Raw genomic sequence first — 20231 nt, forward strand, 5'->3', positions numbered from 1 at the left:
CGCCCCCTTCCTTGCCTCGGACAGAACCACCCCCGAACCGAGCCTCCCCCGGCGTACACGCCCCGAGGGCACCTATGCCAAGTGCCAAGCTATGAGCGAATCTTTCGCTCAACTACTACCGCCCCAAACAACTTCAGCGAATCTTTCGCTCAGAGCTTGGCAATTCGCATAGTGCCCCGGAAAGAGAGCGGGGCAAAGACGCAGCCGGCGACGACGGCTCCGTGACGACGATGGCCGGGTGACGACGGCACCACGCCGACGGCCCGGCCACCTCGACGGCGCCGCCCACCCCGTGTCAGGCCGCCCCCGGGGCTACCTCGACCCGGCCCCGCCTCGAACCGCCCCCCTTCCTTGCCTCGAACGCAACCACCCACGAACCGAGCCTGCTCAACTACTACCGCCCCCAACAACTTCAGCGAATCTTTCGCTCAGAGCTTGGCAATTCGCATAGTGCCCCCGCAGAGGCCCCAAGCCGACGGAACGCAACCCGCCCTACCGCAGCACCATCCGCACCGCGTAGTCGACCACCACATCCAGATCCGTGCCCAGCCGACCGGCGAGCCAGTGCTGCGCCAGCTCGGCCATCGCGCCGGTGTACATCGCCGCGCCCACCTGCGCGGCCACCGGATCGAAATCCGGGTGCAGCCGCCAGCCTTCGGTCAACACGCCCTCGCGCAGCTGATCCTGCGTCGCCGCCCGCCGCGCCGCCAGCACCGGATTCGATCGCGCATCGGTGAACAACACCCGTCCACGCCGCGGATCCTCCGAGCTGAACCCCAGCACCGCCGCGATCCCCGCCCGCGTCCGCGCCCGCAGCGACTCCCCCGCCCCCTCCATCGCCGAAGCGACCTCAGCCGCCAATGCCGCGCTCACCTCGTCGTACACCGCGCCCAGCAGATCGTCGACGTCGGAAAAGCTCTCGTAGAAGTACCGGGTGTTCAGCCCGCACGCGCGGCACACCGAGCGCACCGACACCGCCGGCTCACCGCCCTCGCCGAACAGCTCGAAGGCCGCGGCGACCAACTGCGCACGACGCTCGGCGCGCCGGTCGGTCAGCGGTACGCCGGCCCATCGGGTGGGACTCGACATCCCCACAGCCCTCGACATCCCCACAGCTCTCGACACCCCCACAGCCTAAGCCGACTCTGGTCACGCATGTGACCAAACTGTATTCTGGTCACGCGCGTAACCAGAACACGCGTGACCAGACCTGCGAAGGGGTTCAGCCTTGTTCCTGCCACACCAGATCGTCGGTCAGATGCTCAACAGCCGGTTCGACCAGGCCGTGCGGCGCAACTTCTTCAAGGGCATGGAATTCGCCGCCCCGGTCGGCGACCCCGGCTGGTTCGGGCCGGGCAGCGCCGTCTGGCATGTGCACTCGCACATGTACGCGCTGATCTTCGGCCTGCAGTGCGCGGCCTACATGGAAAGGCTCGACCCGTCGATCTACTGGATGGGCATGCACCACTCGCGGCTGGTCCAACGCGACGAGAACGGCGTCGCGATCCCCAAGATCGACCCCAAGGGCGCGCTCGTGCGGCTGGGCCATTCGGTGGCGTTCTTCATCGGCACCGCCTACGGCTCGACGGAGACGGCCGAGCGGCTGGCCCAGAGTGTGCGGGCCATGCACCACACCATCAAGGGCACCCGCCCCGACGGCGCCCGCTACGACGCCGACGACCCGGACTGGCTGCGCTGGAACTACGCCACCGTCGTGTGGGGGCTCGCCACCGCGCACGAGCTTTATCACCCGAACCCGTTGCGCGGCAAGAAGATCGACAAGTACTACGGCGAGTTCGTCCGCGTCGGGCACGCGCTGGGCGGCACCGATTTGCCGACCACCAAGGCCGAGACCGCCGAATGCCTCGAGTCGTACCTGCCCAAGCTCGCCGTCACCCACGGCACCGCGATGGCCACCGGCCCGAACCTGCCGATGCCGCAGGCCGCGGTCGACTGGGCCATCCGCGACACCATGCCCAAGTGGGCCAAGCAGATGATCCAGCACACGGACCCCAACATCGTCGAACGCACCGCCCGGCGTGCCACGGTGTGGGGCATCATCAACGGCTTGCAGACCGCCGCGGGCACCCCGCCGGAGTTCCGCCAGGCCCAACAACGGGTCAAGTCGGGCACCACCGTCAAGCACACGCTGCCGACCTACCAGCCGGGCGACGACCCGGTGCGCACCCGCGAAGAGATCGAACACAGCTTCGCCTGACGCCCCAGCGCTCGCATTTCCCCGAGACTGCAAATTCGCAGGCAAAGTGCGAGTAGCGGCCTGCCAATACGCAGTCTCGCGGCTATAAAGCGGCAGGTGTCGGAGGTCGTCGCCAATATCGGCACATGGGGGAAGTCTTCATCGGCCGGGAAGCCGTCGAGCGCGGCGTCGTCACACGACACGAACTGCAGCGCTGGTATGCGCCCATGTATCCAGGCGTGTACGTCCCGAAGGGCTTTCCCTCGCTACGCGACCGGGCCGCCGGGGCGTGGCTGTGGTCGAAACGCCAAGGGGTCATCACGGGGGTGGTCGCGTCGGCGTTACACGGGGCCGAATGGGTGGACGAGGGTCAGCCCATCGAGCTCATCTGGCGCGCCACGCGATCGCCGAGCGGCCTGGTGGTACGAAACGAACGCATCGGCGACGACGAGACCACCCGCGTCGACGGGCTTGCCGTCGTGACCGCGGCCCGCGCGGCGTTCGACATCGGCCGTCACCTGCCGCGCGATGAAGCGGTCGAGCGACTGGACGCGCTTACCAGAGCCAAGCCGTGGTCGATTGAGGACGTGCTGCTGCTCGCGAAGCGCTACCGGGGCGCACGCGGCCTGAAGCGGCTCAGCCAGGCGCTACCGCTTGTCGACGGCGGCGCGGCGTCACTCCAGGAGACCCGGCTGCGGCTGCTGTACCTGGACGCCGGCTTGCCACGGCCCGCCACGCAGATTCCGGTGTTCGACGAATACGGGCAGCTGGTGCGGATCCTCGACATGGGCTGGGAGGACTACGGGGTCGCCGCCGAATACGACGGTGATCAGCACCGCACCGATCGCCGTCAGTACGTCAAGGACCTGCGCGTCTACCCCAAACTGGAACGCCTGGGCTGGCAGGTGGTGCGCGTGATCAAGGAAGACCGCCCCGCCGAGATCGTCAAGCGCACTTGTCAGAAGTTGACGGATCGCGGCTGGAGCGGGCGGGTGAGCCTGCCGCGACGCGCGAGACTGTAAATCCACAGCAAAAGGTCGAGTACACCCCTGCTGAAATGCAGTTTCGCGGCACCCCAGCCGCATTTGAGACACTGGGCCCCATGAGTACGACTAAGCAGCGCGACGTCGCGAAGCTGGATCGGGTCCCGTTGCCCGTCGAGGCTGCGCGCATGGGAGCGACGGGTTGGCAGGTAACCCGCACCGGCGCGAGGGTCGTCACCACGCTCACCGGCAAAGGCTCACTGCAGCAGAAGATCATCAAACAGATCCCCAAGACGTTCGCCGATCTGGGGCCGACGTACGTCAAGTTCGGCCAGATCATCGCGTCGAGCCCCGGCGCGTTCGGTGAACCGCTGTCGCGGGAGTTCCGCAGCCTGCTCGACCGGGTCCCGCCGGCCGACCCCAAGCAGATCCAGAAGCTGTTCCGCGAGGAACTCGGCGACGAGCCCGCCAACCTGTTCAAGAGCTTCGACGAGAAACCGTTCGCCAGCGCGTCGATCGCGCAGGTGCACTACGCCACCCTGCACTCCGGCGAAGAGGTCGTCGTCAAGATCCAGCGCCCCGGCATCCGCCGACGCGTCGCCGCCGACCTGCAGATCCTCAAACGCGGCGCGCGGCTGGTGGAGTTCGCCAAGCTGGGCCAGCGGCTGTCCGCGCAGGACGTCGTCGCCGACTTCGCCGACAACCTCGCCGAGGAACTGGACTTCCGGCTCGAGGCGCAGTCGATGGACGCCTGGGTGTCGCACATGCATGCCTCGCCGCTGGGCAAGAACATCCGTGTGCCGCAGGTCTACTGGGACCTCACCAGCGAGCGGGTGCTGACGATGGAGCGGGTCAACGGCACCCGCATCGACGACGTCGCCAACATCCGCAAGAAGGGCTTCGACGGCACCGAACTCGTCAAGGCGCTGCTGTTCAGCGTCTTCGAGGGCGGCCTGAAACACGGCCTGTTCCACGGCGACCTGCACGCCGGCAACCTCTACGTCGACGACGACGGCAAGATCGTCTTCTTCGACTTCGGCATCATGGGCCGCATCGACCCCCGCACGCGTTGGCTCCTACGCGAGCTCGTCTACGCGCTGCTGGTGAAGAAGGACCACGCCGCGGCGGGCAAGATCGTCGTGCTGATGGGTGCGGTGGGCACCATGAAGCCCGAGGCGCAGGCGGCCAAGGACCTGGAGAAGTTCGCCACGCCGCTGACCATGTCGACGCTGGGCGACATGAGCTACGCCGAGATCGGCAAGCAGCTGTCCGTCCTGGCCGAGGCCTACGACGTCAAGCTGCCGCGCGAGCTGGTGCTGATCGGCAAGCAGTTCCTCTACGTCGAGCGCTACATGAAGCTGCTGGCCCCCAAGTGGCAGATGATGTCCGACCCGCAGCTCACCGGATACTTCGCCAACTTCATGGTCGAGGTCAGCCGCGAGCACGACAAAGAACTCGACAGCGAGGTCCAGGCCTAGATGCAGATCCGCAGCGGCACCGCCAAGTCCGGCGAGCTCGACATCTTCTATGAGGACATGGGCGACCCCAACGACCCGGCGGTGTTGCTCATCATGGGTCTGGGTGCCCAACTTCTGTTGTGGCGCAAGGAGTTCTGCGAGAAGCTCGTCAACCAGGGACTGCGCGTCATCCGCTTCGACAACCGCGACGTCGGCTTGTCCAGCAAGCTGGTCGGCCAGCACGTCCAGACGCCGATGGCCGTAAGGATGATCCGCTCCCAGCTCGGCCTGAAGAGCCCGGCGCCCTACACGCTCGAGGACATGGCCGACGACGCGGCCGCGCTGCTCGATCACCTGGAGATCGACCGGGCGCACATCGTCGGCGCGTCGATGGGCGGAATGATCGCGCAGGTCTTCGCGGCGCGGCACAAGGCCCGCACCAAGACGCTGGCGATCATCTTCTCCAGCAACAACCAGGCGCTGCTTCCGCCGCCGGGACCGCGGCATCTGCTGGCGATCCTGCAGCGGCCCAAGGACTCGTCGCCCGAGGCGATCGTCGCGAACGCGATCCGGGTCAGCAGGATCATCGGCAGCCCGGGCTATCCACGCGACGAGGCCACGCTGCGCGACGAGGCGATCGAGGCCTACGAGCGCTGCTACTACCCCGCGGGCATCGGCCGCCAGTTCTCGGCGATCCTGGGCAGCGGCAGCCTGCGCCACTACGACCGCCAGATCACCGCGCCTACGGTCGTGCTCCACGGCAAGGCGGACAAGCTGATGCGCCCGTTCGGCGGGCGCGCGGTGGCCAGGGCGATCAAGGACGCGCGCCTGGTGCTGTACGACGGCATGGGCCATGACCTGCCCGAACCCCTGTGGGACGACATCGTCGGCGAGCTGAAGACCAACTTCTTCGCGCGTTGAGCACGTGGCATTGGAGTCGGCTCGACACAAACGGCTACGCTCTACCGCTTGAGAGGCGTGTCCTCCGTTTAGCCGCCGTGCGGGGAGTACGGTCAAGACAATCGCATGTGATTGGCGTCACCAGAAAGGCCAAACAGGGAACTATGTCTGACAACTCATCCGGCACCAAGGATCTGACGCCGCATTTCGAAGACATCCAGGCCCATTACGACCTGTCGGACGACTTCTTCGGCGTCTTCCAGGACCCGACGCGCAAGTACAGCTGCGCGTACTTCACCGGGCCGAACGTGACGCTGTCGGAGGCGCAGGTCGCCAACGTCGATCAGCACCTCGACAAGCTGGATCTCAAGCCGGGGATGACGCTCTTGGAGGTCGGCTGCGGCTGGGGCCTGACGCTGCAGCGGGCGATGGAGAAGTACGACGTCAACGTCATCGGCCTGACGCTGTCCAAGAACCAGAAGGTCTACTGCGACCAGCTGCTGAGCAAGGTCGACAGCCAGCGCACCTTCGACGTGCGGCTGGAGGGCTGGGAGCAGTTCCACTCCCCCGTCGACCGGATCGTGTCCATCGAGGCGTTCGAGCACTTCGGCTTCGAGCGCTACGACGACTTCTTCAAGACCTGCTTCGAGATCATGCCCGACGACGGCCGCATGACGATCCAGAGCAGCGTCGGCTACCACCCGTACGACCTGGCTGAGCGTGGCAAGAAGCTGACCTTCGAGATGGCCCGCTTCATCAAGTTCATGATCACCGAGATCTTCCCGGGCGGGCGGCTGCCGACCACCCAGATGATGATCGAGCACGGCGAGAAGGCCGGCTTCGTGGTGCCCGAGCCGCTGTCGCTGCGCAACCACTACATCAAGACGCTCGGCATCTGGGCCGACCGGCTCGAGCGCAACAAGGAAGCGGCCATCGCGGCCACCGACGAGGAGAACTACAACCGCTACATGCGGTACCTCAAGGGCTGCCAGTACTACTTCATCGACGAGGGCATCGACGTCAGCCTGGTCACCTACCTGAAGCCGGGCGCCGCCGCGTAATCGGCGACGACGCCGGCTTCCGCAGTCAGGCCGCGGCCCGGGTCAGTTCATGTTCCAGGGCTCGCCATAGGTGGTGACGCTGTCACCGTCCGCGGAGATCAGCCGGGCGTACGGGCGCAGCATCACGCCGCCGGCCGCACCGGTGACCGTGCCGTGCGCGTTGGACACGGCGACGGCGCCCTTGGGGCCCTTGACGTTCACCGCGAACGTCGCGACTTCCTGGATGCCGGGACCGTTGCCGAGGTCGGCGCTGATCGTGGCGCCCGGGAACAGGTTCGGCGTGGTGATGAAGCCGTAGCCCAGCGCGTCCAGCGGGCCCAGCACCAGCGGCGCGTTGTCGAGCAGGACGTTGGGCGTGGTGTAGCGGAAGCTCATGCCGACGCCCATCGACCACGGAAACCCGATCTGGTATCCGAGTTCCAGCTTGCCCCGGAACGACTTGGCCTTCGGACCTTCGACGGTGTATTTGGCGCGACCGGAATGAAACCACTCGCGCGTCAGCCGATTTCGGTCCATCGGGGCCACACCCTCGAGGTGGGTGTCCCACTGCTGAATGGTCAGCGTCCGATCCTTGCCGTCGACCACGCTCAGTTCGTTGTCCACGGTTGCGTGCGAGGTCCCGGTGCTTGCGACCAACGACGCGAGGGTGACGATCAATACGAATCCGACTCGACCGATTACCTTCATGTTCCCCTTACGTCAGCGTCGGCCGCCTGATCGGCCTCAGTGTGCTTCGGTCGCGTCGCGGCACAGCACAGTGATCATCCGCAACACAAGAAACATAACGCGCCCGTAAATTGCGGCGGGCGAGGGGGTCAGGCGGCGCCGCGGCCGTCTCCGGGGTCGATGCCCGAAATGCCAAGCTCTGAGCGAATCTTTCGCTCAACTCCGACGGCGCGTAGCACGTGAGCGAATCTTTCGCTCAGAGGTTGGCAAACAGGAACTATGGGGCGCTCAGGCCGCGGCCTGGCCGGTGCTCGCGTCGCCGCCCTCGCCGGCGTCACCGGCGCCGTTGTCCCCGTCGTCGTTCGTGTCCACGCCGACGTCGTCGGTGTCGTCCTCGGCCTCGGCGTCGACGTCTTCGGACTCGATGGCATCGCCCTGGGTGCCGAGATCCTCGAGCTCCTCGTCCTCGATGGTCTCGTCGTCGACGCCCTCGGTCTCGTCGTCGATGGCGCCGACGTCCTCGGTGCCGTCCTCATCCACGACGCCCTCGTCGATGGCGCCGACGTCCTCGGACTCCTCCTCATCGCCGGCCGGCTCGTCGGACGGCACCGGCTCCTCGGACGGAGCCGACTCCTCCGATGGTGCCGAATCCTCGTCGACCACATCGTCTTCCACGACCTCGTCCCGGTTGACGATGAGCCGCAGCTTCTCCTTCCACGCCGGCTCCTGCTCGGAAGCAGTGGCGGAGAAGGTTGCCAGGTTCGTGTCGGCGGGCGGCGCGATCATCGTCGACGCCCCGATCCCGAACGCGTTCTGGACGCCCTCGATGACCGCGTTGACAAGCTGCACGCCCACCGCGCCCCAGTCCTGGAACGGGTCGAACGGCAAAGGCAACGCCCACTTGGTCTGCCCCGGATTGCCGCTCCAGTCGTAGCCGAGGTTGATCAGCACCCGCAGCACCGGGGAGACGAGCTCGACGATCGGCTGGAAGAACGGCCGCAACGGCGCGGGCACGATCTGCATCGCCAGATCCATGATCGGCAGGCTCTTCGCCGGGATCATGAAGTACCGGTTGCCGTTCGAGTCGACGCGGCAGTGCGGCCCGGGGCAGGGCCCCGACAGGATCTCGGCCAGCTCTTCCTCGGTGTAGCCGTACGCAATCGAATCGGTCGGCCCGTTGCCGTTGGGGGTCAGGTAGTAGCCGTGCACGGTGTCAAACGCCGCCAGCGCGTTGAGCATCGCGAACGGGTTGAGCCAGTACAGCGGTGCGTACATCACCGGGTCGTACTCGAAGCCGACACCGGTGATCTCGAACCCGAGATTGGTCGGCATCGCCGGACCGAACGTCACGTTGAAGAACGGAATCGTCGGCAGGAACCCCAGCCGGGTGAAGATCCCGCCGTCGGGGTTGTAGGCATTGCCGATCACGAACACCGACAACCGCTCTTTGAGGTCGGGACTGAGGCTGGCCAGGTTGCGCAACTCGTCGGAGACGACGGCGCCGCCCTGCGAGTAGCCGGCGAGGATGATGTCGTCGTCGGTGTTGACCAGCCGGTCGATCAGCGTGGTGTTGAGGTTGGTGACCCCGGTGCCCACCGAGTTGTTCCAGGTTTCGCACCGGCCGGGGACACACCACCCGGGGAAGAAGAAGAAGGGAAAGAACGACGACGGATAGTTGATGCCGGTGAGCGTGCACTCGGTCGCGGGCGCGCACTCCTCGGGCAGCGACGGGTCCGTGCCGCCGATGTAGCGGTTGTAGAAGTTCGGCATGTAGTCGTCGACGACGTTCGCGTTCGGCGTGCCCGTGCCCGGCACGACCAACACCGAGGTCGCGGCCAGGCTGAGCGCCGCCATCATCGCCGTGACGGCACCGAAGACGGCCGTGCTCAGGGCACCCAGGAAGACGAGAAAGATAGCTCGACTGACCTTACGCATGAAATCGAATATCACATAACGCACGGGCCCGCCGTGGAAAAACACGGCAAAGTTGCTGGAGCAAATTTTTCCGGACACCGCGACGGGCGAAAAATCCTGCGGTTTTGACCTCAGGTAGACAGTCAGGCATGGGTCGACGGCTGTGGGCCACGCTGGGCGCGGGGGCATTCGCCGTCGCGGCCGGCGCGTTGGTGGTGCGGTTCGTGCCGATCGTCAACCAGCCGCTGGCGGCGACGGCCGCGGTGGTGCCCCACCTCATGCTGGGTGCGCCGGTCGCGCTGGTCGTCTTCGCGACGCAGCGCCACTGGCTGATGGCCGTGTTCGCCGTGGCGCTCACCGCGGCGACGGTCGCCGTGCAGGCACCCCTCTTCGTCGCCGACGCGGCGCCCGACGGCGTCACCGTGCGGGTCGCCTCGGCCAACCTGCGCTACGGGGAAGCCGACGCCGCCTCCGTCGCCGACATCGCCCGCTCCCACGCCGATGTCCTTGCGGTCCAAGAACTTACGCCTGACGCAGCGCAACGACTGAAGGCGGAAGGCCTCGACCAGGACTTTCCTTTTCAAGCACTGCGGCCGCGGGAGGGCCCGGCCGGCGTCGGCATCTGGAGCCGGTATCCGATCGCGTCGAGCTCACCCGTCGACGACTTCTGGCTCGGCTTCCTTACCGCCCGGGTCCGCACACCCGGCTCCGAGACGACCGTCGTCACCACGCACCTGTCGGCGCCCTGGCCCGAACCGATCGACGGTTGGCGCAACGACATTGCCCGGCTCAATAAGGCGCTGGACCGCCTCGCCGCGAGGCCCGGCCCGGTGATCGTGGCCGGCGACCTCAACAGCACCACCGATATGCGCGAGTTCCGGAGCCTGGTGAGCGACGGCTACCGCGACGCCGCGGACCAGGCGGGCGCCGGTTTCGCACCGACCCATCCCGCCGACCTCGGCATACCTCCGGTATGGGCCGTCGATCACGTCCTCACCCGCGACTGCACGGCAATCTCGGTGCGCACCTTGAGGATCGAGGGCTCAGACCATCGGGCGCTGCTGGTCAACGTGATGTTGCCGCAGCCGTAAATATTTTGGATCGAAATAAAGGATAGGGAAACCCCCGATTCCATTTCGTGCGTTATTGGCTACTGTCCAGCGGTATGGAGGCGGGACAGGAGACCGCGTGTTTTCTCGCGGAGTGGTACCTGCCTGAGCTGACCGAGGAATCGGTCGACGAGATGGTCGCCCGGATCGAGGCCGCCGCCGCGACCATATCGAGCGAAGGCAATCCGGCACGGCTTCTTGTCACGCTGTCCGTTCCCGCCGACGAAGTGGTCTACGGCGTATTCTCCAGCGACTCCCCGGAGATCGTCTCGCGGGTCTGCAACGCGGCAGGCGCCCCCCACCAGCGGCTGTCCAGCCGCGTCGGCGCCCGCATCCGCAAGCAACATTTGTAAGGTTGCCACAGGCTCCCTGGAAGCGCGTCGCAATATGTGGCGCATCAACCCCTAAAGGTGACCCCACCCCGGTATAGGCTCGGTTTGCTGTCGGGGAGAGGTGGTAATGACTTCCGGCGTGATTGAACGGCCGGCTGAGCATCGGGTGGTGTCGGAGTTCCTGCGAACCGCCGAGATGCGCCCGTCAGCGCTCGTCCTGGAAGGCGAGGCCGGCGCCGGCAAGACCACGATCTGGCTCGCCGGGGTCGACGACGCCCGTGCCCGCGGCTTTCAGGTGTTGTGGGCGCGGGTCGGCCCGCAGGAGACCACGCTCAGCTACGCCGCGGTCGCCGATCTGCTCAGCGAAGTGGAACCGGCCGTCGTTGACGCGTTGCCGGACGTGCAACGCCACGCCGTCGACCACGTGCTGTTGCGCGCCAGCGGCACCGGCCCGGCGACGGATCAGAGCGTGATCGCCGCGGCGCTGGGTTCGGTCATCGAGCACCTGTCACGTGACGCACCGGTCCTGGTGGCGATCGACGACGTGCAGTGGCTCGATCCGTCCAGCCGGGCGGTCCTCGCGTCGAGCGTCCGCCAGTTCTCGGGTCCGGTCGGGATGTTGCTCACCGAACGAACGGAGCACGACGGGACCGCTTCGACCGCGGAATGGTTGGCGCTGCCCGCGCCGGACGGCATTGTGCGACACCACGTCGGGCCGTTGAGCCTGGGCGCGTTGCGCGCGCTGCTCACCGCACGCCTCGGGCGGTCGATCCCCCGTCCGACGTTGGTGCGGATCGCCGAGATCTCCGGCGGAAACCCGTTCTACGCATTGGAATTGGCGGGCGCCATCGAATCGGGCAGCTCCTTGTCGACGCTGCCGCCCACGCTGGCCGAGTTGATGCGGATGAGGATCGGCCGCCTCGACGACGAAGCGCACGAACTGCTGCTGGCCGCCGCGTCGGCGGCGGCGCCCACCGTGGAGCTGCTCGAGAAAGTCACCCGCACGGACCCGGAGCGCCTCCGCGAACTGCTCGAGGAGGCAACGGCCAGAGGAATTCTCAAGGTCGACGGCGACGCGGTTCAGTTCACCCATCAGTTGTTGGCGCGAACGGTTTACACGGACGCCAGTCGACGCGCGCGCCGGGTGATGCATCGGCGGCTGGCCGAGGTGGCGACGCTGCCGGAGGCGAGGGCCAGGCATATGGCGCTGGCGGCGTCGAGTGCCGATGCCGCGACCCTCGAGGCGCTCGACGAGGCGGCAGAAGCCGCACGGGCGCGAGGGGCGCCTGCCGCGGCAGCCGAGTTGATCGAGCTGGCAATCGGATTGGGCGGGGACACGCCGATCCGCCGGATCCGCGCCGCCGAGCACTATCTGCACGCCGGCGACCTGGCGCGCGCCCAGAGCCTGCTGGACAAGCTGATGGCCCGCAACCCGGTCGGCACGGACCGCGCAATGGCGCTGAACCTGTTGGCCGCCATGCGGATTCACCACAGCCGTTTCGACGACGCCGTCGACTTGCTCGAACAAGCGCTGCAGACCGCCGACTGCAGCCCTGACGTGCGGGTCCGTACGCTGCTGCTGCTGTCGCACGCGCGGCTCAACGCAGGCGATCTCGCGCTGGCCCTGCAGAACGCCGAGCGCGCCGTCACCCATGCCGCCGACGTCGATGACCCGGACCTGACCAGCCAGGCCCTGTCCCTGCGGACCACGATCGCCTGCATGTGCGGGCGCGGCGTCGACAAACCGAGCCTCCGCCGCGCGTTGGCGTTGGAACGCCCCGACAGCGAGGCGCCGATCGCGTTTCGCGCCAGCGCCAACAACGCGCTGCTGCTGGCATGGACGGGCCAATTGGATGCGGCCTCTGACGAATTGGCCGCGCTCCACCAACGCTGTGTCGAGCGTGGCGCCGAGACCGATCGGACGTTCATCGCCGTGGTGATCGCACTGACCGAGGTATGGCGCGGCCGATACGACGAAGCAGCGCGCGTGGCCGAGGAAACGGTCCAACGGGCCCAACAGCTCGGGGGCGACCAGCTGTGCGTCGTCGCCAAGGCCGTGCAGTCGGTGGTCACCGCATACACCGGAGAGGTGACCGAGACCCGCGAAACCGCCTGCGCTGCGATCGATCTGGCGCATCAGTGCGGCGCACCGGGGTTGGCAGACTGGGCGTCGATCAGTTTGGGCTTCCTCGAGGTCTCGCTCGGCAACTACCCGGAGGCGACGCGCGTCCTGCGGCCGTTGATGGACCGCTTCCCCTCCGCGCCGGGGACCGAGATCATCAACGTGGCCTACGTCCCCGACGCGGTCAGGGCACTGATCGCGTTGGACCGTCACGCCGAAGCAGAGCCGATGATCGACACGCTCGAAGCCAACGGCCGACTCCTGGACCGGCCGTGGATGTTGGCTGTCGGCGCGAGGGGGCGGAGTCTGTTGTTGGCGGCCCGGGGCGATCTCGACGCGGCGGTCTGCAAGGCGGAAGAGGCCTTGACACACCATGACCGGTTACCGATGCCGTTCGAGCGGGCCCGCACCCTACTGCTGTTGAGTCAGCTTCAGCGCCGGCGACGGAGGAAAGACGTTGCGCGCGCTAAGGCGACGGAAGCGCTGAAAACCTTCGAGTCACTGGGGGCACCGCTGTGGGTCGAGCGCGCCCGCACCGAACTGGCCCGGGACAGCGTTCCCACCCGCGGCGATTCGGGGTTGACACCGTCGGAGCGGCGGGTCGCCGAGTTGGCGGCGTCGGGGCTGACGACGCGCGAGGTCGCCACGGCGTTGTTCATCAGCCCGAAGACGGTGGAAGCCAACCTGGCCCGCATTTATCGCAAGCTCGGCATCAACACGCGGGCCGAACTCGGACGGGTATTTAGCCAGGGCGGACGATAGCTGGAAAGGTGCTTTCGATGGCAAATTTGCAGGTCCGTCAACATTTTGGATTGGCGACGGATGTTCTGGCTTCGCCGGACCGCGACATGTCGGCATAAAAAGGTCCGTGTTCTGCAGTTTCCTATTGACACATCGTGTTAGGGTCTGGCAACCTAGCAAACAGTCTGCTTATCAAGGGCATGGGGGAGTTATGAACGGGGTCATCACTAAGTTCCAGACCGGTGTTGCTGCATGCGCGGTTGTCGCAGCAGCCACTGTCATCCCGGCGACCACCGTGCAGGCGGCGCCCGCGGTGCCGATGCCGGCCGCACCGGTCACCCAGATGCTCGACTTCGTGCCGCTGCAGCCGCAGCCGATCGAGCCTGGCGATCCGCGCAGCTGGTTCCAGAACTCCCTGTGGTGGATCGGATCGGCGAACCCGAATCCGCCGTCAAATGAACGGGTCTGGTTCAGCTTCAACCCGTTTGCCCTGCTTCCGCCCTTCCTTCGGCCCTTCTTCGGCTGGGCGTCAAATCTGAACTTCCAGCTCTGCTTCGCGGGGCTCAGCGCCAAGATCGGGCCGTACGGTTCGTTTAGCGTCAGCGTGGGCAGGCGCTGCTAAGTTCCGTCGTTCGTTATCTCGTAATCGGCTCTCGGTACGTGCCGGTCTGAGGTAACTTCGTCGTTGCCTGAAATCGGGGCGTACCGCCCAGCCGAGTACGGGGGTTAACTTCTGCGTGCAAATTCCGCGAAATCCGTTTCGACGCAAGTCCGACGGTGACAACGATAATTCTGCGCAAGTAACTGAAGATGACCTCGATCAGGACCGGTTCGGCTTTCTGAGTCGGCGCGGCGCGTTGATCGGCGTGCTGCTGGTGGTCGTAGCGTTCGGATGCTGGCTGGCGTATGGAGCCTTCCAGGCGAAGTCGAACCTCGAAGCTGCCCGCGAGGCCGCTCAAGAGGCGCGCGAAGCCCTGCTGAAGGGAAACGCCGACGAGACCACCCAATGGGTCAACAAGGCTACGTCGCACGCCCGGGAAGCACAGGATGCGACGCACTCCATTCCGTGGAACATCGCCGCGGCCGTGCCGTGGCTCGGCAGTCCGTTCAAGACCGGACAACAGATCTCCGACGTGGTGGTGGGGCTGAGCGCCGACGTGCTGCAGCCTTCTGCCGACGTGGCAGAAGCGCTTTCGCCTGATCGTGTACTCCACGACGGCCGGGTCAACGTTGAGTTGCTCCGCGACTCCGCTCCCCGGTTGAGCGAGATCGCAGCCTCTGCATCGCAACTCGGTGAACAAGCCGACGCCATTTCGCAGCCGACCTACTTTTCCGCCATGCGGAATGCGCGTACCCAGCTGCAGTCCCAGACGTCAGACGTCACCGGCTTGTTGGAGAACACGGATCTTGCCGCACGTCTTGCGCCGGCGATGATGGGCGTGGATGGCCCCCGTACCTATTTCATGGCATTCCAGACGAACGCCGAGGCCCGCGGAACCGGCGGCCTGCTCGGCGGGTTTGGCATTCTCCGGTTCGACAACGGCAAGCCGACCGTCGACAAGTTGGCGCCGAACACTGAACTCCGTGCTGCGTCGACGTCAATTGATCTCGGCCCCCAGTTCGACCAACAGTGGGGGTGGGCGAATGCGTTCACCGATTTCCGTAACAGCAATCTGAGCTCGCATTTTCCCTACGCTGCGCAGATTTGGAGATCGATGTGGGCCGAGGAATCGGGCATGACCGTCGACGGTGTGATCGCGATCGACCCCGTCGCCCTGAGCTACATTCTGGGCGCCGTTGGGCCCGTGACCATGCCGGACGGCGAGCGAATCACGAAGGACAATGTCGTTGAGTTGACGGAATCCACCGTTTACGAACGCTTTCCGACTGACCAGACCGCTCGCAAGCAGTATCTGCAGGACGTCGCGAGCGAAGTGGTAACGAAGATAACCGGCCCAGTGGAGTCGCCGCGAAAGCTGCTCGACGCCCTTGGTAAGGCGGCCAGCGAACGCCGCATCGCAGTATGGAGTGCACACCCAGATGAACAGGCGCTTCTCGAAGAGACGCCGTTGGCGCATGTGGTCCCCGACGACGACGCGCCGTACGCCGAGGTCGTGATCAACAACCTCGGCGGAAACAAGATGGACTACTACCTGACGCGGCAGATCGAGTACGCCGCTGACGGATGCGACGGCGAGACACGGAAAACGACCATCACAGTTCGGCTGGCGAATACTGCACCGGACGGCCCGATACCCGACTACGTCGGTGGTAGCCCAGGCATCATTCAGGGGGCTCCGATCAACGCGCCGAGCGGCACCATGCTGACCTCGGTAACACTTGTCGCGACGAAGGGGGCCGAGTTGGCAGGTGCCATAGCCAACGGCCAAAACGTGCCGGTTTCGCGTGGTATGGAACGTGGGCATCCCACGTTCGAGATGCAAGTGGGCATACCGCGCGGAACTTCGGGCGAAATCAAGTTCTTGCTAAGCGAGCCGACATCCCCGGGGCCTGCCCGGGTGCCGGTTCAGCCCTTGATAGACAACGTGACTCCTGTAGTGACCGTGCCCAATTGCTCGGATTGAGCCGGAAATGCACATACGTGAGGAGAGAACTTTGCGGGGTCGACGTTGACTATCCAAGACTTCCTCCGATTGCTACGTACTCGCTGGTTAATCATTTGCATCACGACCGGTGTTGCGCTCTTGGTTGCCGTCGCGGTGAACATGTTGACGACGCCGCTCTATGAGGCTTCTACACGGCTTTTTGTTTCCACGACTTCGGGCGCTTCAGCATCCGAGATTTACCAGGGCAATCGATTCTCGCAAGAACGCGTGATCTCGTACACCGAGTTGCTTATGGGCGAGACGTTAGCGCAACGCACAATCGACAAGCTCGACCTTGAAATGAGTGCCGGCGAGCTCCAAAACAAGGTAAAGGCGAGTTCGAAACTCGACACGGTCCTAATAAATGTGTCAGTTCTCGACGAATCACCCGTCCGTGCGCGTGACATTGCCGACGCGCTCTCGGAGGAATTCGTAGTAATGGTTCGCGAACTGGAAACCCCACCCGATGGTACTCGGCCCGACGCTCGTGTTATCGTCGAGCAGCGCGCTTCCATTCCGAAAAGTCCGGTGATTCCTAAGACCGCTCGAAACATTGCTCTCGGCCTCGCGCTTGGCCTAGCACTGGGAATCGGTCTCGCGATTCTCAGAGACCTGCTCGACAACACGGTCAAGGACCGACAAAACCTCGAAGAGATTACGGGAGTCGGAGTCGTTGGAAGCATTCCGCTCGACAAGGAGCGTAAGCGAAGTCCGGCGAAATCTTTAGATAACGACAACTCAGCATTTGCCGAAGCGTTTCGCAAGCTTCGAACCAACTTGCAGTTTCTCGCGGTCGACAATCCCCCTCGCGTAATCGTTGTCACCAGTTCAATGCCCGGCGAAGGCAAGTCGACCACAGCCATAAATCTTGCGCTGGTTTTGGCGGAAGCTGAACATAACGTCGTACTAGTGGATGGCGATCTGCGGCGGCCTCGCCTGGACAAGTACCTTGGCCTAGTCGGTTCGGTCGGCCTTAGCACAGTGCTGGCTGGACGTGCCTCGCTCGAGGATGTTCTGCAGGAAACTGCGTTTCCCGGCGTGACCGTCGTGACGTCGGGCGCAGTGCCACCGAACCCGAGCGAGTTACTCGGATCCTTGGCCGCGAAAAAAATACTCGATGAATTGCGCACTGGCTTCGACTATGTCGTGGTCGATTCCTCGCCGCTTCTAGCGGTCACCGATGCCGCAATCCTGGCAGCAGCGTCTGACGGCGTTCTGATCGTGGCTAGGTACGGCGAGACGAAACGCGAGCAACTCGCACACGCGGTGGGAAACCTCAGGAGCGTCGGTGCTCCAATACTCGGCGCGGTCTTTACGATTACACCCACGCGCGGGGGCGCCTCCGACAACTACAGTTACTATGGCTATAGCTATGGCGATGGGACATCTAATTCTGCCGTCGCCACTACTCCTCGCATGAAGGTCATGAGGCGTCTACGACGGTATCGCCCGGCCTATCAAAGCCCGGGCACTGACCCGGCGTCCGAGAATGAAAACTAGTTCGCGAGGAATGACAGAACCACACCGGCGTGCCGACGGTCGCAGATCCCCACGCCCGCAGACACATCGGCCTCTTTGTCCAAGTGCGAGTATCATTCGATCGGCGCTGCCGAAAAACGCTTTACGATGCGGTATGTCCCCATAGTGATAGGCGTGACGCGGCGTTGACAGACTTACGAGGCTGAGGGGAGGGACTGGGATGCGGATCGACGAAGACGTCGCCGCGCCCGGTAGCTGAACATGAGGGTGAAGCACGAATTGCGGCGCTGGGTGCACCGCTTTGGCATTGACATTGTTCACTACCCACTGCAGGACCCGTTGGCGCGCACAGTGAAGTTGCTTCATCACCATCGCGTCCAATGTGTGCTAGACGTCGGCGCCAACGACGGAGGCTTCGCGACCGGCATCCGCGAACTCGGGTATACCGGCCGCATCATTTCATTCGAGCCACTGGAACACCCCTTCAAGTCGCTTCAACGCAAGGCATCTCGAGACGACAAATGGGACGCGATGCAATACGCCATCGGAGATTCCAAGTCCGAAGTCACGATTAACGTCTCCGGTAACGCCGGCTTATCTAGCTCTGTTTTACCGATGCTAGAGACGCACACCGATGCGCTACCCTCCTCCCGTTACGTCGGTACCGAGAAGGTGCGCCAAGAACGGCTTGACGAGCTTTTACCTGAGCTGGGTGTCGGCCCAGGCGCGCGGACGTTTCTGAAAGTGGATGTCCAGGGGTATGAGAGCGCTGTGCTAGACGGCGCCTCAAACCTGCTCTCGAACGGTGTGATCGTCGGCTTGCAGTTGGAGCTGTCCCTCGTGCCGCTCTACAGTGGCGCAATGACATACCGCGATGTGTTGAACCGGGCCGACAGATTGGGCATGACGCTCATGGGTCTCGATCCCGTCTTCGCGGACCCAGCTACGGGTCAACTGCTACAGGCAGATGCCGTCTTCTTCGCAAATTAAGCAAGAGCACTAATTGCGGGTAAAGCATGTAGAAAGGTGTCGGCATCGAGCCCGAAATCGGTGCCGATAATCAACGCCAATGGCCTATGCGCAATACCCCACATAGCGCCTTATCGACGTTTGGGGAACGAGGCATCGAGTCCAGCGCGATCCAATGGGCGCTCGTGTTGACCGTTCGTGCAACATTAAGCAAGCAAGCACCCCTAGGAGCATATAAGATAGTGCCCCTTGGGGTGGTGGACTTCGGATCGGCGTGGGTTCACGCGTTGTGATCAACGAGTCGTGGTGAATGCTAGGCGATCTGGCGTTGTTCGGGGAACTGGTTCGGCGGCGGTGTGTTTGGCGGCGATGACTTTGCGCAGCTCAGCCATGGAGACCTCGGATAGGTAGCGGCGGGTGACTTGCCATTCGTCGTGAGCTTCGATGACCACAGCGGTGGCCAACCGCAGGAAGGCCGCGGGGTTGGGGAAGATTTCCACGACGTCGGCGCGGCGTTTGATCTCTTTGTTGAGCCGCTCGATGGGATTGTTGGACCAGATCTTTTGCCAGTGGGTGCGCGGGAACGCGGTGAACGCCAGCACGTCGGCTTTGGCCTCATCCATCATCGCGGCCACCTTCGGAAAGCTGCCCGCCAGGGTGTCGGCGACCTGATCCCACTGGGCGGCGACGTCAGCGGGGTCGGTGTGGGCGAAGATCGTCTTGACCGCCGCCGTCACCGCCGGGGCGTGCTTGGCGGCCACCGCCCCGTGCAGGTTGCGCATGAAATGCACCCGGCAGCGCTGCCAGGCCGACCCGGTGAACTGCTGAGCCACCGCGGACTTCAAGCCGGCGTGGGCATCGGAGATCACCAGGTGCACCCCGGACAGGCCACGGGCCTTGAGCGAGGCCAAAAACTCGCGCCAGAACTCGAACGATTCACTGTCACCGACTGCGGTCCCGAGGACTTCGCGGGTGCCGTCGATGGACACCCCGGTGGCCACCACCAGCGCCTGAGATACGACGTGGGCGCCGATGCGGACCTTGCAGAACGTGGCGTCACAGAACACGTAGGGGAACTGTGTGTGGGTCAGGCTGCGGATGCGGAACGCCTCGATCTCCTTATCCAGGCCGGCGCAGATGCGCGAGACCTCCGACTTCGACACCCCGGAGCCGACCCCAAGCGCCGCGACGAGGTCATCGACACTGCGGGTGGAAACGCCGTGCACGTAGGCCTCCATGATCACCGCGTGCAGGGCGCGGTCGATGCGCCGGCGCCGCTCCAACAGCGACGGGAAGAACGACCCGGCCCGCAGCTTGGGGATCTTGACCTCGATATCGCCGGAGGTCGTCGACACCGTCTTGGCCCGATGCCCGTTGCGGTGCGTGGCACGGCTGTCGCTGCGTTGGTAGCGGCCGGCTCCGATCGCCTCGGTGGCCTCGGCCTCGATCAACGCCTGCAGCCCGGCACGGATCAGCTCGGCGAACACCGCACCGGCATCAGCGGACTTGAGCGCATCGAGCTGGGCCAGCAAGGCAGAATGGTCCTGGGTCATCGCGTGGTGCGTCCTTTACTTGAGTCACTTTGGTCGGTAACTCAATGACCACTACGCGATGCCCCACCCCGAACGGCTCAACGACACACCACTCCTAGCCCGGATTTTTCACGGAAACTTGTGTTTGGTGGTGTGTAGATAA

General features: G+C 64.8%; 16 protein-coding genes. 12 read left to right on the forward strand and 4 right to left on the reverse strand.

What is annotated here, in order from left to right; translation table 11 throughout:
• Window positions 1-492: 492 nt before the first annotated feature.
• A complete protein-coding gene (locus tag MELE44368_RS21325; RefSeq protein WP_128110341.1) occupies window positions 493-1089 on the reverse strand; it encodes a TetR/AcrR family transcriptional regulator in 597 nt (198 codons plus the stop codon).
• A gap of 139 nt (window positions 1090-1228) precedes the next feature.
• On the opposite strand from MELE44368_RS21325, the gene MELE44368_RS21330 reads away from it, so the two are divergent.
• From MELE44368_RS21330 to MELE44368_RS21350, 5 genes are all read left to right on the forward strand, one after another.
• Window positions 1229-2218, forward strand: a complete 990-nt coding sequence (locus MELE44368_RS21330) for an oxygenase MpaB family protein (RefSeq protein ID WP_128110342.1) — start codon at window positions 1229-1231, stop codon at window positions 2216-2218.
• Between the two features lie 125 nt (window positions 2219-2343).
• On the forward strand, window positions 2344-3219 hold the full coding sequence (locus MELE44368_RS21335) for a putative endonuclease domain-containing protein (protein ID WP_128110343.1): 876 nt from the start codon (window positions 2344-2346) through the stop codon (window positions 3217-3219).
• An 80-nt stretch (window positions 3220-3299) separates the two neighbouring features.
• Window positions 3300-4658 carry an ABC1 kinase family protein gene (locus MELE44368_RS21340; protein WP_128110344.1) on the forward strand — a complete coding sequence of 453 codons (1359 nt, stop codon included), beginning with the start codon at window positions 3300-3302 and terminating at the stop codon, window positions 4656-4658.
• Window positions 4659-5558, forward strand: a complete 900-nt coding sequence (locus MELE44368_RS21345) for an alpha/beta fold hydrolase (protein WP_128110345.1) — start codon at window positions 4659-4661, stop codon at window positions 5556-5558.
• 143 nt (window positions 5559-5701) lie between these two features.
• Window positions 5702-6598, forward strand: a complete 897-nt coding sequence (locus MELE44368_RS21350; protein ID WP_128110346.1) for a cyclopropane mycolic acid synthase family methyltransferase — start codon at window positions 5702-5704, stop codon at window positions 6596-6598.
• 42 nt (window positions 6599-6640) lie between these two features.
• On the opposite strand, the gene MELE44368_RS21355 is transcribed toward MELE44368_RS21350, so the two are convergent.
• Both MELE44368_RS21355 and MELE44368_RS21360 read right to left on the reverse strand, forming a co-directional pair.
• The gene (locus MELE44368_RS21355) at window positions 6641-7285 is read right to left on the reverse strand and encodes a porin MspA (protein ID WP_128110347.1); all 645 of its coding nucleotides are present in this window, start codon (window positions 7283-7285) and stop codon (window positions 6641-6643) included.
• Between the two features lie 267 nt (window positions 7286-7552).
• Complete coding sequence (locus tag MELE44368_RS21360; protein WP_164890191.1) at window positions 7553-9199, reverse strand: PE-PPE domain-containing protein; 1647 nt, start codon at window positions 9197-9199, stop codon at window positions 7553-7555.
• A 128-nt stretch (window positions 9200-9327) separates the two neighbouring features.
• Here MELE44368_RS21360 and MELE44368_RS21365 point away from each other — a divergent pair, with 128 nt between their 5' ends.
• From MELE44368_RS21365 to MELE44368_RS21395, 7 genes are all read left to right on the forward strand, one after another.
• The gene (locus MELE44368_RS21365) at window positions 9328-10269 is read left to right on the forward strand and encodes an endonuclease/exonuclease/phosphatase family protein (protein WP_128110349.1); all 942 of its coding nucleotides are present in this window, start codon (window positions 9328-9330) and stop codon (window positions 10267-10269) included.
• 74 nt (window positions 10270-10343) lie between these two features.
• Window positions 10344-10640 carry a hypothetical protein gene (locus MELE44368_RS21370; protein ID WP_128110350.1) on the forward strand — a complete coding sequence of 99 codons (297 nt, stop codon included), beginning with the start codon at window positions 10344-10346 and terminating at the stop codon, window positions 10638-10640.
• Window positions 10641-10746: 106 nt separating this feature from the next.
• A complete protein-coding gene (locus tag MELE44368_RS21375) occupies window positions 10747-13503 on the forward strand; it encodes a helix-turn-helix transcriptional regulator (protein WP_128110351.1) in 2757 nt (918 codons plus the stop codon).
• Window positions 13504-13693: 190 nt separating this feature from the next.
• The gene (locus MELE44368_RS21380; RefSeq protein WP_241566717.1) at window positions 13694-14104 is read left to right on the forward strand and encodes a hypothetical protein; all 411 of its coding nucleotides are present in this window, start codon (window positions 13694-13696) and stop codon (window positions 14102-14104) included.
• Between the two features lie 121 nt (window positions 14105-14225).
• Window positions 14226-16067, forward strand: a complete 1842-nt coding sequence (locus MELE44368_RS21385) for a DUF4012 domain-containing protein (RefSeq protein WP_409366144.1) — start codon at window positions 14226-14228, stop codon at window positions 16065-16067.
• Between the two features lie 45 nt (window positions 16068-16112).
• On the forward strand, window positions 16113-17588 hold the full coding sequence (locus tag MELE44368_RS21390; protein WP_128110352.1) for a tyrosine-protein kinase domain-containing protein: 1476 nt from the start codon (window positions 16113-16115) through the stop codon (window positions 17586-17588).
• Window positions 17589-17834: 246 nt separating this feature from the next.
• Window positions 17835-18557, forward strand: coding sequence for an FkbM family methyltransferase (locus tag MELE44368_RS21395; RefSeq protein ID WP_206613827.1), 723 nt, complete (start codon window positions 17835-17837; stop codon window positions 18555-18557).
• Between the two features lie 272 nt (window positions 18558-18829).
• Here MELE44368_RS21395 and MELE44368_RS21400 read toward each other — a convergent pair whose 3' ends face one another.
• Window positions 18830-20089: an IS256 family transposase gene (locus tag MELE44368_RS21400; protein ID WP_128110354.1), complete on the reverse strand. Its 1260-nt coding sequence runs from the start codon at window positions 20087-20089 to the stop codon at window positions 18830-18832.
• Window positions 20090-20231: the final 142 nt, after the last annotated feature.

Source organism: Mycolicibacterium elephantis DSM 44368 (assembly GCF_004014805.1).
GTDB lineage: Bacteria > Actinomycetota > Actinomycetes > Mycobacteriales > Mycobacteriaceae > Mycobacterium > Mycobacterium elephantis.

Excerpts from the sequence above, each read along its gene's own strand:
- MELE44368_RS21370 (WP_128110350.1), top strand. The coding sequence starts at position 10,344 with ATGGAGGCGGGACAGGAGACCGCGTGTTTTCTCGCGGAGTGGTACCTG.
- MELE44368_RS21350 (WP_128110346.1), top strand. The coding sequence starts at position 5,702 with ATGTCTGACAACTCATCCGGCACCAAGGATCTGACGCCGCATTTCGAA.
- MELE44368_RS21325 (WP_128110341.1), bottom strand. The coding sequence starts at position 1,089 with ATGTCGAGTCCCACCCGATGGGCCGGCGTACCGCTGACCGACCGGCGC.
- MELE44368_RS21365 (WP_128110349.1), top strand. The coding sequence starts at position 9,328 with ATGGGTCGACGGCTGTGGGCCACGCTGGGCGCGGGGGCATTCGCCGTC.
- MELE44368_RS21355 (WP_128110347.1), bottom strand. The coding sequence starts at position 7,285 with ATGAAGGTAATCGGTCGAGTCGGATTCGTATTGATCGTCACCCTCGCG.
- MELE44368_RS21335 (WP_128110343.1), top strand. The coding sequence starts at position 2,344 with ATGGGGGAAGTCTTCATCGGCCGGGAAGCCGTCGAGCGCGGCGTCGTC.
- MELE44368_RS21345 (WP_128110345.1), top strand. The coding sequence starts at position 4,659 with ATGCAGATCCGCAGCGGCACCGCCAAGTCCGGCGAGCTCGACATCTTC.
- MELE44368_RS21360 (WP_164890191.1), bottom strand. The coding sequence starts at position 9,199 with ATGCGTAAGGTCAGTCGAGCTATCTTTCTCGTCTTCCTGGGTGCCCTG.
- MELE44368_RS21400 (WP_128110354.1), bottom strand. The coding sequence starts at position 20,089 with ATGACCCAGGACCATTCTGCCTTGCTGGCCCAGCTCGATGCGCTCAAG.
- MELE44368_RS21380 (WP_241566717.1), top strand. The coding sequence starts at position 13,694 with ATGAACGGGGTCATCACTAAGTTCCAGACCGGTGTTGCTGCATGCGCG.
- MELE44368_RS21340 (WP_128110344.1), top strand. The coding sequence starts at position 3,300 with ATGAGTACGACTAAGCAGCGCGACGTCGCGAAGCTGGATCGGGTCCCG.
- MELE44368_RS21375 (WP_128110351.1), top strand. The coding sequence starts at position 10,747 with ATGACTTCCGGCGTGATTGAACGGCCGGCTGAGCATCGGGTGGTGTCG.